The 13015-nt window shown below is 60.7% G+C and carries 13 protein-coding genes and 1 pseudogene; 9 read left to right on the plus strand and 5 right to left on the minus strand.

Annotation, left to right across the window (positions count from 1 at the left end):
• Window positions 1-16 precede the first annotated feature (16 nt).
• Window positions 17-898 carry a LysR substrate-binding domain-containing protein gene (locus JZ00_RS17460; RefSeq protein WP_039592381.1) on the minus strand — a complete coding sequence of 294 codons (882 nt, stop codon included), beginning with the start codon at window positions 896-898 and terminating at the stop codon, window positions 17-19.
• Window positions 899-1059: 161 nt separating this feature from the next.
• On the opposite strand from JZ00_RS17460, the gene JZ00_RS17465 reads away from it, so the two are divergent.
• Window positions 1060-1824 carry a sulfite exporter TauE/SafE family protein gene (locus tag JZ00_RS17465; protein WP_039592380.1) on the plus strand — a complete coding sequence of 255 codons (765 nt, stop codon included), beginning with the start codon at window positions 1060-1062 and terminating at the stop codon, window positions 1822-1824.
• Here the strand turns inward: JZ00_RS17465 and JZ00_RS17470 are convergent.
• A complete protein-coding gene (locus JZ00_RS17470; RefSeq protein ID WP_039592379.1) occupies window positions 1814-2128 on the minus strand; it encodes a putative quinol monooxygenase in 315 nt (104 codons plus the stop codon). The two genes, JZ00_RS17465 and JZ00_RS17470, sit on opposite strands and share 11 nt — an antisense overlap.
• A 197-nt stretch (window positions 2129-2325) precedes the next feature.
• Here JZ00_RS17470 and JZ00_RS17475 point away from each other — a divergent pair, with 197 nt between their 5' ends.
• Window positions 2326-2916 (plus strand): NAD(P)H-dependent oxidoreductase, encoded by a 591-nt coding sequence (locus JZ00_RS17475; RefSeq protein WP_039592378.1) that lies wholly within the window; start codon window positions 2326-2328, stop codon window positions 2914-2916.
• Between the two features lie 42 nt (window positions 2917-2958).
• A complete protein-coding gene (locus JZ00_RS17480; RefSeq protein ID WP_039592377.1) occupies window positions 2959-3876 on the plus strand; it encodes a LysR family transcriptional regulator in 918 nt (305 codons plus the stop codon).
• A gap of 106 nt (window positions 3877-3982) precedes the next feature.
• On the opposite strand, the gene JZ00_RS17485 is transcribed toward JZ00_RS17480, so the two are convergent.
• Window positions 3983-5428: a SulP family inorganic anion transporter gene (locus tag JZ00_RS17485; RefSeq protein WP_039592376.1), complete on the minus strand. Its 1446-nt coding sequence runs from the start codon at window positions 5426-5428 to the stop codon at window positions 3983-3985.
• 271 nt (window positions 5429-5699) lie between these two features.
• On the opposite strand from JZ00_RS17485, the gene JZ00_RS17490 reads away from it, so the two are divergent.
• From JZ00_RS17490 to JZ00_RS17515, 6 genes are all read left to right on the plus strand, one after another.
• The gene (locus tag JZ00_RS17490; protein WP_039592375.1) at window positions 5700-7049 is read left to right on the plus strand and encodes a GntT/GntP/DsdX family permease; all 1350 of its coding nucleotides are present in this window, start codon (window positions 5700-5702) and stop codon (window positions 7047-7049) included.
• A gap of 21 nt (window positions 7050-7070) precedes the next feature.
• A complete protein-coding gene (locus tag JZ00_RS17495) occupies window positions 7071-7931 on the plus strand; it encodes a MurR/RpiR family transcriptional regulator (protein ID WP_039592374.1) in 861 nt (286 codons plus the stop codon).
• Between the two features lies 1 nt (window position 7932).
• Complete coding sequence (locus JZ00_RS17500; protein WP_039592373.1) at window positions 7933-9405, plus strand: N-acyl-D-amino-acid deacylase family protein; 1473 nt, start codon at window positions 7933-7935, stop codon at window positions 9403-9405.
• Between the two features lie 124 nt (window positions 9406-9529).
• Window positions 9530-9898, plus strand: coding sequence for a glyoxalase superfamily protein (locus JZ00_RS17505; RefSeq protein WP_039592372.1), 369 nt, complete (start codon window positions 9530-9532; stop codon window positions 9896-9898).
• A 71-nt stretch (window positions 9899-9969) separates the two neighbouring features.
• Window positions 9970-10215: a FitA-like ribbon-helix-helix domain-containing protein gene (locus JZ00_RS17510; RefSeq protein ID WP_039592371.1), complete on the plus strand. Its 246-nt coding sequence runs from the start codon at window positions 9970-9972 to the stop codon at window positions 10213-10215.
• Window positions 10212-10631 (plus strand): type II toxin-antitoxin system VapC family toxin, encoded by a 420-nt coding sequence (locus JZ00_RS17515; RefSeq protein WP_039592370.1) that lies wholly within the window; start codon window positions 10212-10214, stop codon window positions 10629-10631. The genes JZ00_RS17510 and JZ00_RS17515 overlap by 4 nt, the downstream gene beginning before the upstream one ends.
• Window positions 10632-10684: 53 nt before the next feature.
• Here the strand turns inward: JZ00_RS17515 and JZ00_RS31990 are convergent, their stop codons facing one another.
• Window positions 10685-11548, minus strand: a complete 864-nt coding sequence (locus JZ00_RS31990; protein WP_412177682.1) for a methyl-accepting chemotaxis protein — start codon at window positions 11546-11548, stop codon at window positions 10685-10687.
• A gap of 42 nt (window positions 11549-11590) precedes the next feature.
• Window positions 11591-12604: pseudogene (locus JZ00_RS31995) on the minus strand (methyl-accepting chemotaxis protein); the annotation flags it as partial.
• Between the last annotated feature and the right edge of the window lie 411 nt (window positions 12605-13015).

A 13015-nucleotide genomic window follows, 5' to 3' on the forward strand; every position in this document is an offset into this window, starting at 1 on the left:
TATCCAGAAGCGCGCATCACTCGGCCAGATGCCGGGCCAGGGTCTTGGCGTAGGCAGGCAAGCCTTCGAAGTTACGGGCGCAGAGCAGCAAGGCTCGGTTGGCCCAGCCCTCTTGCAGCGGGACACAGTGGTACGACGGCTCGAATGGGCGCCGGTCGATGGCAGCCTTGGGCACGATGGCAATGCCAGCACCGTGCGCGACCATGCGGATCACCCCGTCGAAACCGTCGGCGCGAATGCGGATTTGCATGCGCGAGCCGATGTGCAGCGCCTGTTCTTCCAGATGGATCGCCAAGGCGCTGGAGGCATTCAGGCCGACATAGTCGTGGCTGAGGGTCTCGCTGAAACGCACGGTACGGCCGTCAGCCAGAGGGTGTCCGGTCGGTAGGAGCAATACCAGCGGGTCGTCGCGAAAAGGCCAGGCCTGAAGGCCATCGGTGTCCACCGCGTCGGAAACGATCCCCAGGTCCGCAGTGCCCTGGCGCAGTGCATGGGTGATTCGTGAACTGGGCAATTCCTGCAGGTCGATGTCGAGGTTGGGATGGGCCTTGAGAAAGCCGGCGAGCCGTTCTGGCAGGTACTCGGTCATGGCGCTGGTGTTGCACAGCAGCCGCACCCGGCCTTTGGTACCTTGGGCGTATTCGGCCAGGTCCTGCTGGAGGCGTTCGGCATGTTGCAACAGGATCCGCGCATGTTCGGCCAGGGCTTTTCCGGCCGGTGTCGGGGTTACGCCACGCCGCCTGCGTTCAAGCAGGTCGATGCCCAGGGAGGCTTCCATGGCCCGGATCCGTGCACTGGCCGCTGCCAGGGACAAGTGGCTGCGAGTGGCGCCGGCGGTTATGTTGCCGGTGTCGAGGATGTGCAGGTAGAGACGCAGGTCGGTGAGGTCGAAGTGCATGAGGCCGGTCTCAGATTCTGTGGTGTTTGGTATGCCGCCTTCGCGAGCCTGCTCGCCGAGGCGTCAATAGCGTCAACAGAGTTCTAGCCTCTTGCAGAAAGAGAGGCACCCTCAGTATATGGCACATTTCAAAACCAGGGCCCGGGGCGCACGATAGGCCCATGGACACCCTCATCGCTTTCTATCAAAACCTCGGCCTGGCCCTTTCCCTGCTGGTGATTGGCACCTTCCTGCTGGCCGGCGCCGTCAAGGGAATGATCGGTCTCGGCCTACCGACCATCGCAATGGGCTTGCTTGGTCTGGCTCTGTCACCGGCGCAGGCTGCGGCGCTGCTGATCATTCCGGCAACCCTGACGAACCTCTGGCAACTGGCGTTTGGTGGACATTTGACAGGGCTTACCCGGCGCCTCTGGCCGTTGCTGCTGGCGATTTTCATCGGCACCGGCCTCGGCACACTGTGGGGCGGCATGGTCGGCGGGGCCTGGGCGATACGAGGGCTCGGCGCGGCGCTGGTTGTCTATGCGTTGAGCGGATTGTGGTTGCCGACGTTGCAGGTCAGTGCCAGGCATGAAGGCTGGCTCGCCCCGTCCTGTGGACTGCTCACCGGTTTGATTACCTCGGCGACCGGGGTCTTCGTGATTCCGGCGGTGCCTTACTTGCAGGCGTTGGGTTTGAACAAGGATGAGCTGGTGCAGGCCTTGGGCCTGTCATTCACCGTTTCAACATTGGCCTTGGCAGTCGGGCTGTTGTGGCGAGGCGCCTTGGGCGGCGGGGAGCTGAGCGCTTCGCTGCTGGCGTTGGTGCCGGCGCTGTTGGGGATGTGGCTGGGGCGGTGGCTGCGCCAGCGGATCAGCGCCGTGTTATTCAAGCGGGTATTTTTTATCGGCCTCGGCGTGCTCGGCGGCCATCTGCTGGTCAGCGGCTAGCCGAGGATGGGCTGAGCATGTCGACACGGCGAATATCGAAGTCGCGCTCCAGGTAATCCATGCGCTGTTCGAAGAATTGTTTCATGTGCGGCAGGTTCGAGTGCACGTCCAGATCAGCCTGGGACGCCCATATTTCATAGAAGATAAACAACGTCGGGTCCTGCTGATCCCTCAGCATGTGGTATTCGATGCAGCCGGGCTCGGCGCGACTGGGTTCGACGTAGGCGCGGAACAACGCTTCGAAGGCTTCGGCTTTTTCCGGGCGGGTCTTGGCATGCAGGATGAAGCCGTGCAATTCACTCATCAGGGTAGGCTCCTGGATGGAAAGTGCGGAAGATCTTACGGCAACAATCAGGCGCTTATTCGTGCGTTTTGATCAAAACAGTTTTGTCGTTGCAGTGCTTATTTCTTGCGAAGTGCATCGGTACTCTGCCGCCATCATTTTCAATCTTCCATTGGCGTCGGCCCAGCGGCCCCGCCTTGGAACCGATGAGGCTCCCGATGAAAAAAGTCCTGCTTCTCAATGGCGGCAAACAATTCGCCCATTCCGACGGTCGCTATAACGCCACCCTTCACGACACCGCGCTAAGCGTCCTGGACCGTGGCGGCCTGGATGTGAAAACCACCTTCATCGACGGTGGCTATGACATCAAGGAAGAAGTCGCCAAATTTCTCTGGGCCGACGTGATCATTTACCAGATGCCTGGCTGGTGGATGGGGGCCCCGTGGACCGTGAAGAAATACATCGACGAAGTTTTCACCGAAGGCCACGGCAGCCTCTATGCCAGCGACGGCCGCACGCGTTCCGATGCTTCGCAAAAGTACGGCAGCGGTGGCCTGGTGCAGGGCAAGCAGTACATGTTGTCGCTGACCTGGAACGCCCCGCAGCAAGCCTTCGACGACCCGAGCGACTTCTTCGAAGCCAAGGGTGTGGACGCTGTGTACTTCCCGTTCCACAAGGCCAATCAGTTTCTTGGCATGACTGGCCTGCCGACCTTCCTGTGCGTAGACGTGATGAAGCGCCCGAACATCGAGGAAGATGTGGCGCGGTATGAGCGGCATTTGATCGAGGTGTTCGGCCTTTCGCGGTAATCCGGCTACTATCGGGACTTGCCTGAAAGCGAGAGGACATTTGTGAAAGCCAGATCCGACGAGTTGCAGATTTTCGTCTGCGTGATCGAATGCGGATCCATCTCCGCTGCCGCCGAGCAAGTCGGGCAGACGCCCTCGGCGGTCAGTCGCACGTTGTCGCGGCTGGAGGCAAAGCTCGACACCACGTTGATCAACCGCACCACGCGGCGCATGGACTTGACCGAAGAGGGCAAGTATTTTTTTGAACAGGCCAAGGGCATTCTCGACCAGATGGATGAACTGGAAGAGCGTCTGTCGTCTCGCCAGAAAAATCCCGCCGGGCGCCTGCGGATCAACGCCGCATCGCCGTTCATGCTCCACGCCATCGTTCCCCACATCGACGAGTTCCGCACGCTCTACCCGGATATCCAGCTGGAGCTCAACAGCAACGACTTGATCATCGATTTGCTCGAACAGAGCACGGATGTCGCCATCCGCATCGGCACCCTCACTGATTCGACACTGCACGCCCGCTCGCTGGGGTGCAGTCCGTTGCACATCCTGGCGAGCCCGACTTACCTGAAGCAACGTGGCACGCCCAAGAGCGTCGCCGAGCTGGTCGAGCATTCGTTGTTGGGATTTGCCCAGAACGACGGGCTCAACCAGTGGCCGCTGCGTCATCAGCACGGTGATCGCTGGGCGATCCAGCCGGCCATCAGCGCGTCCAGCGGCGAAACGGTGCGTCACCTGGCCCTGCAAGGGCAGGGCATTGCCTGCCTGTCGGACTTCATGACCCGTGACGACATCCAAACCGGTCGGCTGAAGGTGCTGCTTGCCGACGCCAACAGCGGCTACCGCCAGCCCATCAACGCGGTGTACTACCGCAACTCCCAACTGGCCCTGCGGATCCAGTGTTTCCTGGACTTTATCCAGGGCAAGCTCGCCGAATACGCCTCGCGGGAGTTCAAGGCTGATTCGTGACCTCAAGGCTTGAGTGATTTGGGCAAGGACCGGTTCTCGATACTCGTCCCGTCACTGATGTAGTCAAAGAGACATTTGCTTCCACGGGTTTTGTGTCGGCGTCTTGTCAGTCGTGGTGCACGCCCGCGCGCTTGAGCATCCGCTTGCAACGCTCCGACAGATGGAACACGCGCAGATGCTTGCCAGCCTTGCTGTAGCGATCGCGCAGGGTCATCAACGCGGCGATGGCAGAGTAGTCGACGAAGCTCAAGTGACGACAATCGACCGTCACCAGGGCCGGGTCGTTGGCCGGGTCGAACTGATTGAGGAACTGAGTCGTCGAGGCGAAGAACAACGTGCCGTGCAGGTGATAAAGCTTGCTGCCGTCCGCCTCCATGTGCGCGTCGGCGTACAGCTCCCGGGCTTGTTGCCAGGCAAAGTTGAGCGCCGCGATGATGATTCCGCAAAGCACGGCGACGGCCAGGTCGGTGAACACCGTGATGACGGTCACCGCGATGATCACCAGCACATCGTTGGCCGGTACTTTGTTGACCACTCGCAACGATGCCCAGGCGAATGTCTGTTGCGACACCACGAACATCACGCCCACCAGCGCCGCCAGCGGAATGCGCTCGATCAGCGGTGAAAGGAACAGCACGAACAGCAATACCATCACCCCAGCCACCATCCCCGACAACCGCCCGCGCCCGCCCGAGCTGAGGTTGATCATCGTCTGGCCGATCATCGCGCAACCGCCCATGCCGCCCAAAAGGCCGGAGGCCATGTTGGCCGCACCCAGCGCCACGCACTCACGGTCCGGATAGCCACGGCTCTCGGTGATTTCGTCGGTCAGGTTCAGGGTCAGCAGGGTTTCCAGCAAACCGACCATCGCCATGATCACCGCATAGGGCGCGACGATTTGCAGGGTTTCGAGGTTCCAGGGAATGTCTGGCAAGGCAAAGGTCGGCAAGCCGCCCGCGATGTGGGCCATGTCCCCCAGCGTCCGGGTCGGCAGGCCGAGCAGATAGACCGCCAGGCCAACGCCGAGGATCGCCACAAGGGCCGGCGGCACGCTGCGGGTCAGGCGCGGCAGGAGGTAGACGACGGCCATGGTCAGCGCCACCAGCCCACCCATCAGGTAGAGCGGGGTGCCGCTGAGCCAGACGCCGTCGTTCTTGAAATGCTCCAGTTGCGCCAGCGCAATCACAATGGCCAAGCCATTGACGAAGCCGAGCATCACCGGGTGCGGCACCATGCGCACCAGCTTGCCCAGTCGTAACAGCCCGAACACCATCATGATCAGCCCGCCCAGCAGCACGGTCGCCAACAGATACTGCACACCGTGTTGCACCACCAACGCGACGATCACCACGGCCATCGACCCCGCCGCGCCTGACACCATCCCGGGCCGACCGCCGAACAAAGCGGTCAGCGTGCAAATGATGAACGCGCCGTACAACCCCATCAGTGGGTTGAGGTGGGCCACCAGGGCGAAGGCAATGCATTCGGGGAGCAAGGCGAAAGAGGTGGTGAGGCCGGCGAGGGCGTCGGCGCGAAGACGTGCTGGTTTCATGGTTTACCTGACTGGGCGCCGGTGGAGCGTCGGCTGCCGGGGAATGGTGCAAAAAACAGGGGCCGATGGTACGGAATTGAGTGCGGGGCTGCCAGCCACGAGGACGATGAAAATCTTGCGCCGGATTTTCATCACGGCCGTGTCGCGATGTCCGTCCGCGACAAATTTTACCTGTGCGCGAAAATTACTTTCAGTGGGTTTGAAGATTCCTCGTCGAAATGATTTATGAGTTTCACAACACATCGACGTGACCCCATTCGAGGAGTAACGCATGGCACCTGCTTTCGGATATTGGCTACTGGTCTACGCGGCCATCGCCATCATTGCGCTGATCGTCCTGATCGCGCGCTATCGGCTCAATCCGTTCATCGTCATTACCCTGGTCTCCATTGGCCTGGCGCTGCTGGCCGGGATGCCGCCCTCGGGCGTGGTGGGGGCGTACGAGGCCGGTGTCGGCAAGACGTTGGGGCACATCGCGCTGGTGGTGGCCCTGGGCACGATGTTGGGCAAGATGATGGCTGAGTCCGGCGGGGCCGAGCGCATGGCGCAGACGCTGATCGAACGCTTCGGCGAGCGCAACGCCCACTGGGCGATGGTGTGCATTGCCTTCCTGGTGGGGCTGCCACTGTTCTTCGAGGTCGGTTTTGTATTGCTGGTGCCCATCGCGTTCACCATCGCCCGGCGTGTGGGCGTGTCGATCCTGATGGTGGGGCTGCCGATGGTCGCCGGGCTGTCGGTGGTCCATGCGCTGGTGCCGCCGCATCCGGCGGCGATGCTGGCGGTGCAGGCGTTCCAGGCTTCGGTGGGGCAGACCTTGCTGTACGCGATCCTGATCGGCATTCCCACCGCGATTATCGCAGGCCCCTTGTACGCCAAATTCATCGTGCCGCGCATCCAGCTGCCGGCCGAAAATCCGCTGGAGCGACAATTCCTCGACCGTGAACCGCGCGCCAACCTACCGGGTTTCGGCGTGACCCTGGGGACCATCCTGCTGCCGGTGATCCTGATGCTGATCGGCGGCTGGGCCAACCTGATCTCCACGCCGGGCAGCGGGTTCAACCAGTTCCTGCTTTTTATCGGCAACTCGGTGATCGCCTTGCTGCTGGCGACCATCCTCAGCTTCTGGACCCTCGGCCTGGCCCAGGGCTTCAACCGTGAGTCGATCCTCAAATTCACCAACGAATGCCTGGCACCGACCGCCAGCATCACTTTGCTGGTGGGCGCTGGCGGTGGTTTGAACCGGATCCTGGTGGACGCCGGGGTGACTCAGCAAATCGTCGGCCTGGCCCAGGAATTCCAATTGTCACCGCTGGTCATGGGCTGGTTGTTCGCCGCACTGATGCGCGTCGCCACGGGGTCGGCCACGGTGGCGATGACCACGGCCTCGGGCATCGTCGCGCCTGTGGCGATCGGCCTGGGTTATCCCCATCCCGAACTGCTGGTGCTGGCGACCGGCGCCGGGTCGGTTATCTTTTCCCACGTCAACGACGGCGGCTTCTGGCTGATCAAGGAATACTTCAATATGACCGTCACCCAAACGTTCAAGACCTGGACGGTGCTTGAGACATTGATATCCCTGGTCGCGTTCGCCATGACCCTAGGGCTTGCGCGCGTGCTTTGACCGCCACTGCAAGGAGCCGTCATGGACATCCTCTACCAGATCCGCTCCCGCCAAGATTCCTTCAGCGCCGGCGAAGGAAGAATCGCTCGGCTGATGCTCGACGACGTAGGATTTGCCGCCTCCGCCAGCCTGGAAGAATTGGCCCTGCGTGCCGAAGTCAGCAGCGCCACCCTGTCGCGCTTCGCCCGTACCGTCGGTTGTCGCGACCTGCGGGATTTGCGCCTGCAACTGGCCCAGGCCAGCGGCGTCGGCAGCCGTTTCCTCGACCCGGCCGGCGCGCCGGAACAGTCGGCGTTTTATGGACAGATCGTCGGCGACATCGAAGCGACCCTGCGCCAGCATCTGTCAGGGTTCGAAGAGTCGCGATTCGGCGATGCCGTGCGGATGATCGGCAAGGCACGAATGATCCATGCGTTCGGCCTTGGTGGCTGGTCGGCGCTGTGTGGCGAGGAACTGCAGGTGCGGCTGGTGCGTTTCGGCTACCCCATTGCCGCCTGCCGCGACCCGGTGATGATGCGCATCACCGCCACCTCGCTGAGCAACCAGCATCTGGTTGTCGCCTGTTCCCTGACTGGGATCACGCCGGAGCTGTTGAGTGCAGTTGAGTTGGCCCGCAGCTACGGCGCGGCGATCCTGGCCATCACCTGCGCCGACTCGCCACTGGCCCGACTGGCCGACTGCGTGCTGCCCCTGCAAGGCGCCGAAACCTCGTTCATCTATAAACCCACGGCGGCGCGCTACGGCATGCTGCTGGCCATCGACGTACTCGCCACCGAGTTGGCGCTGGCCCATCCCGAAGACAATCAAGAGCGCCTGCGGCGAGTCAAACTCGCCCTCGACGATTACCGCGGCGGCGACGACCATTTGCCGCTGGGAGACTGACATGCTGTACGACACGCTTATCCGCAATGCGCTGGTCATCGATGGCCGCGACACGCCCGGCTACTGCGCCGACGTTGCCATCCACGGCGGTCGCATCGAACGCATCGGTGAGTTGCACGGTGCCCTGGCGATCACAGAAATCGATGCCGCCGGCCGCGTACTGGCGCCAGGTTTTATCGATGTGCACACCCACGACGATACGGTGGTCATTCGCCAACCGCAGATGCTGCCCAAGCTCAGCCAGGGCGTGACCACGGTGATCGTCGGCAACTGCGGTATCAGTGCGTCGCCGGTGAGCCTGCGGGGCGATCCGCCGGACCCGATGAACCTGCTCGGCACCGCCCAGGCGTTCGCCTACCCGCGTTTTGCCGATTATCGCCGGGCGGTGGAAACAGCGACGCCGGCGGTCAATGTGGCCGCGTTGGTCGGGCACACGGCGTTGCGCAGCAATCACATGGATGATTTGTTGCGCACGGCCTCGGTGGGAGAAATCGCCGCGATGCGTCGGCAACTGCACGAAAGCCTGGAGGACGGTGCGCTGGGCCTGTCGACCGGCCTGGCCTACGCCAATGCATTCTGCGCCTCCACTGATGAAGTCATGCAGCTGACCGAAGAGCTGGCAGCGTTCGGCGCGGTCTACACCACCCATTTGCGCAGTGAATTCGAACCGGTGCTGGAAGCCATGGACGAGGCGTTCCAGATTGGTCGCCGTGCACAGAGCCCGGTGATCATTTCCCACCTCAAATGTGCAGGTGCCGGTAATTGGGGGCGTAGTCCGCAGGTGCTCGCGGCGTTGGAAAACGCGGCCAAAACCCATCCTGTCGGCTGTGACTGCTATCCCTACGCGGCCAGCTCCTCGACGCTTGATCTCAAGCAAGTGACCGATGCCCATCGCATCACCATTACTTGGTCGACACCGTATCCGCACATGGGCGGTCGAGACCTGATGGACATCGCCGCCGAATGGCACGTGTCGCTCTTGGAGGCAGCACGTCGCCTACAACCGGCAGGCGCGGTGTACTACGGCATGGATGAAAGCGACGTAAGACGAATCCTCGCGCACCCGTTATCGATGGTCGGCTCCGACGGCCTGCCCGAAGACCCCTTTCCTCATCCGCGTTTGTGGGGCGCTTTCCCACGGGTACTCGGACATTTCAGTCGAGACATTGGACTTTTTCCCTTGCACACCGCCGTGCACAAAATGACCGGGCTTTCAGCTGCGCGCTTCGGCCTGAAGGACCGCGGCGAAATCCGTGAAGGACACTGGGCGGACCTGGTTTTGTTCAATCCGCAAACCGTTCGCGACGTGGCCGATTTCAACGAGCCTCAGCGGCCCGCCGAAGGAATTGATGGCGTGTGGGTCAACGGTGCCCTGAGCTATTGCGACGGTCAGGCGAACGGACTTCGTGAGGGGCGCTTCCTGGCGCGCGAAGGCGATCTGCGTCGGGGTTTTAGTCCAACGAAGGGCGTATAAGCGGTTGATATTGGGTTAATTGGCGCCACAATAATGGCACTACGACACTAAAGAAGCCGGATATAAAGCCGAAGCAGTAAGTTCAACCCATCTAAACTGGGACTTTTCAGCCAGGGAGCAACCCATGAGCTTCGGTAAAACCACTCCGATCCTGCGGATCTTCGATGAAACCAAGGCGTTGGCGTTCTATGTCGATTTCCTGGGCTTTACCGTCGACTGGCAACACCGCTTCGGTGATGACTTTCCGCTGTACCTGCAAGTCTCCCGTGGTGACTGCGTGCTGCACCTGTCCGAGCACCATGGCGATTGCACGCCGGGCTCGGCGCTGCGAATCGAGACCGATGAGCTGGAAGCCTTCCAGCAGCAATTGCTCGCCAAGCAATACCGCTACGCCCACCCACAGATCCAGGCCATGCCCTGGGGTAGCCAGGACATGACCGTGATGGATCCGTTCGGGAATCGGTTGGTGTTTACCAATGCGATCAGTGTGTAACGGCGGCTGGACAATTCGAAGACTCGTCGCCTAATCTTGCAGTCAATGATTTCATTGATTGCGGTGGTGTTATGGCTAGTATCACGATTCGAAATCTAGATGATCAAATAAAAGAGCAACTGCGTATCGCTGCGGCTCACAATGGTCATTCAATGGAGGAAGAGGCTCGTCTTATTCTGGGGCGCGCATTGGCCACGGTTAATTCTGCGGGAGGATTGGGAAGTCGTATTCGAAACAGGTTCCGGGCCCTGGGGGGCGTTGAGCTTGACCTACCGTCCCGTGACGAAAAAGCAAAGGCGGTGGATTTCTCTGAATGATAATCCTCGATACCAATGTGATTTCCGAATTCATGCGCATTGAACCGGATACAAAAGTTCTGACTTGGGTCGATTCACAGCCAGCGATGGATCTGGTCATCTGCGCTATTACGGTAGCGGAAATTCTTCATGGTATAGCCAGGCTGCCCTTCGGCAAGCGAAAGCAGAAGCTCGAATGCCATGCGATGGCAATTTTTGAAGAGGATTTTGCAGGCAGGATTTTATCTTTTGATGCCCATGCGGCTGTTGAGTACGCAACGCTTGTTACGTCGTGTGAGGCCAAGGGTAAGGCGGCGGGTATGGCCGATGCGCAAATAGCGGCTATTTGCCGGGCTCACGGCGCTCCTATTGCCACTCGCAATATAAGAGACTTCGAGTTTCCTGGAATTGAAGTGATCAATCCCTGGAACGCTTGAGCTGCATCGCTATGCAAAACGCCCGTTTCCATTGGAAACGGGCGTTTCCGTAATCAAACCCTGAAATGACTGACCATCTGCTGCAGCTGACCACCCAAGCGCGCCAGTTCAACACTGGACGCAGCGGTCTCTTCGCTGGCAGCGGCGGTCTGTTCGGACACATCGCGCACATTGATGATGCTGCGGCTGATCTCTTCCGCCACGGCGCTCTGTTGCTCGGCGGCGGCAGCAATCTGCTGGTTCATCGACTGGATGTTCGACACCGTGCGGGTGATGTTTTCCAATGAAACGCCGGCCTTGCGGGTCAGGGCCACGCTGCTGTCGGTGAGATTGCGGCTGTTGTTCATCACTGCAGCCACTTGCTGGGTGCCGTTCTGCAACCCGGCCACCAGGCCTTCGATTTCTTCGGTGGATTTCTGCGTACGCTGGGCCAGGCCACGGACTTCGTCGGCGACGACCGCAAAGCCGCGTCCGGCTTCACCGGCGCGGGCCGCTTCGATGGCGGCGTTGAGCGCCAGCAGGTTGGTCTGTTCGGCCACGGCCTTGATCACGTCCATCACCGCGCCGATCTTGTCGCTTTCCTGTTGCAACACAGTCATCGCATCGGTGGAGCGCACCACTTCGCTGGCCAGGCGCTCGATCTGGGCGATGGCTTCGCTGACCACCTGATCGCCGGCGCGGGCTTCGCCATCGGCGGCGGCTGCGGCCTGGGAGGCCTCTTCGGCATTGCGCGCCACTTCCTGGACCGTGGCGGTCATCTCGTGCATGGCGGTCGCGACCTGGTCGGTCTCGACTTTCTGGCTGTTGACCCCGGCACTGGTCTGCTCGGTCACGGCGGACAGTTCTTCGGCGGCGCTGGCGATCTGGGTCACGCCATCGCGGATCCCGCTGATCAGGTCGCGCAGGGTCACGCCCATGCGAGCGATGCCCTGCTGCAGGACACCGAGCTCATCGCGACGGGTGACGATGACGTTCTGCGAAAGGTCGCCACTGGCGATGCGTTCGACCACCGCCAGGGTTTCACGCAATGGTCGAGTGATCTGGCGGGTGATGACCACGGCGGCAATGATGCCCACCAACAAAGCCAGCAATGTGCTGACCAATTGCAGCGTGCGGGCCTGGGCGCTTTCAGCGTCGCGACGGTCGAGTTGGATCTGGTACAGCTGCTCGCTCAGGGAAACGATGGTCGCGCCTTGGTCGGTCATTTCCTTGCGCGCCTGCACGACGTCGGCCGTGGCCAATTTGAAGGCCTGCACGGCGCTGCGGTATTGGACCAGGGTCGACTCCAGCTGGCGCAGCTCCCCTTGGCGGGTGCTGGCGAAATGTTCATCGAGCGGTTTCAGCGAAGCGATGGCGACATCCAGTTGAGCGAAGGCCTTGCGTTCGGTATCGGCGTTGGGGTTGGCGGTATAGCCGCGCACTTCATAGCGGGCCAGCATGAACGCCTGCTTGGCCTGGGTGATGGCCTGGAACTGGGCGAAGCGCTCGTCACTGATCGCCAATTGCTTTACATCGGAATCGATGGCTTCGATCAGCTTGTAGGCTGCCTCGGCGTTCGTGCTCATGACGTCCCGCGCGGCGTTGCCAGTGCGGTAGGCGCTGCGCATTTTGTTCAGCGACACCTGATAGGCGCTGATGACCGCGCTCTGCTCCTTGAGCAGCTTGACGTTTGCCGGGCTTTTGAAGCTGCTAAGCAGGGCATTTTGTTGCGCGACGAAACCATCGAGGGTGGTCTGCACATTTTGTGCGACGGTCTCGTCACCGTTGGCCAGCATGTATTGCAGGCGAACGACGCGCAGCTTGGTCAGGCCGGCGTTGAGCTGAGTGATGTCGCTCATCCAATTACTGCGGTCGATCAAACCGCCCAGGCTGGTCCAACTGGTGAGGGCCAGGAGACAAGTCAGTACCAGCACCAGGCCGAAGCCCAGGCCCAGTTTCATGTTGACGCTAATGTTGCCAAACCAGCTATTCATCAAATTCCTCCAGGAACGTTGCGCTGCTTATCGTCGGTTGGCTGGAAGATTGTTGTTGTTAAGAGCCAGCAAAAACGTTTAACGGAGCTGTATCGGCGGCTGGCCCTGAATCTGAAAATTTTTTTACCGGGACGAAAAATGACAGGCAAAAAAAAGCCCGCGGGAGAGCGGGCTAAAACCTTAGTTTCTTGAATGAGCGAGGGGACTGTATCGGATTGCATGAAGGCGTGGGGTGAAGAAAAGTTCATGCGGTTCAGCTTGTTGCTCTCTTCGAAAAGTATTCATCAGCGAGGTGATTTCGGACGTGTCCTGTGAGGCATGTCTCTTTTTTGAGTCAAAAAATGTCCGATTTCTGAACCGAACGCGATCTGCAGGGTCTGGTGTGCGCGCAGAAGGCTGTCCGATTTGGCC

The organism is Pseudomonas frederiksbergensis (genome assembly GCF_000802155.2).
In the GTDB taxonomy this organism is placed as follows: Bacteria; Pseudomonadota; Gammaproteobacteria; order Pseudomonadales; family Pseudomonadaceae; genus Aquipseudomonas; species Aquipseudomonas frederiksbergensis_A.

What these genes read in the sequence shown, in the direction of transcription:
- JZ00_RS17460 (WP_039592381.1), bottom strand. Translation starts at nt 898, where the DNA reads ATGCACTTCGACCTCACCGACCTGCGTCTCTACCTGCACATCCTCGAC.
- JZ00_RS17465 (WP_039592380.1), top strand. Translation starts at nt 1,060, where the DNA reads ATGGACACCCTCATCGCTTTCTATCAAAACCTCGGCCTGGCCCTTTCC.
- JZ00_RS17470 (WP_039592379.1), bottom strand. Translation starts at nt 2,128, where the DNA reads ATGAGTGAATTGCACGGCTTCATCCTGCATGCCAAGACCCGCCCGGAA.
- JZ00_RS17475 (WP_039592378.1), top strand. Translation starts at nt 2,326, where the DNA reads ATGAAAAAAGTCCTGCTTCTCAATGGCGGCAAACAATTCGCCCATTCC.
- JZ00_RS17485 (WP_039592376.1), bottom strand. Translation starts at nt 5,428, where the DNA reads ATGAAACCAGCACGTCTTCGCGCCGACGCCCTCGCCGGCCTCACCACC.
- JZ00_RS17490 (WP_039592375.1), top strand. Translation starts at nt 5,700, where the DNA reads ATGGCACCTGCTTTCGGATATTGGCTACTGGTCTACGCGGCCATCGCC.
- JZ00_RS17495 (WP_039592374.1), top strand. Translation starts at nt 7,071, where the DNA reads ATGGACATCCTCTACCAGATCCGCTCCCGCCAAGATTCCTTCAGCGCC.
- JZ00_RS17500 (WP_039592373.1), top strand. Translation starts at nt 7,933, where the DNA reads ATGCTGTACGACACGCTTATCCGCAATGCGCTGGTCATCGATGGCCGC.
- JZ00_RS17505 (WP_039592372.1), top strand. Translation starts at nt 9,530, where the DNA reads ATGAGCTTCGGTAAAACCACTCCGATCCTGCGGATCTTCGATGAAACC.
- JZ00_RS17510 (WP_039592371.1), top strand. Translation starts at nt 9,970, where the DNA reads ATGGCTAGTATCACGATTCGAAATCTAGATGATCAAATAAAAGAGCAA.
- JZ00_RS17515 (WP_039592370.1), top strand. Translation starts at nt 10,212, where the DNA reads ATGATAATCCTCGATACCAATGTGATTTCCGAATTCATGCGCATTGAA.
- JZ00_RS31990 (WP_412177682.1), bottom strand. Translation starts at nt 11,548, where the DNA reads ATGGGCGTGACCCTGCGCGACCTGATCAGCGGGATCCGCGATGGCGTG.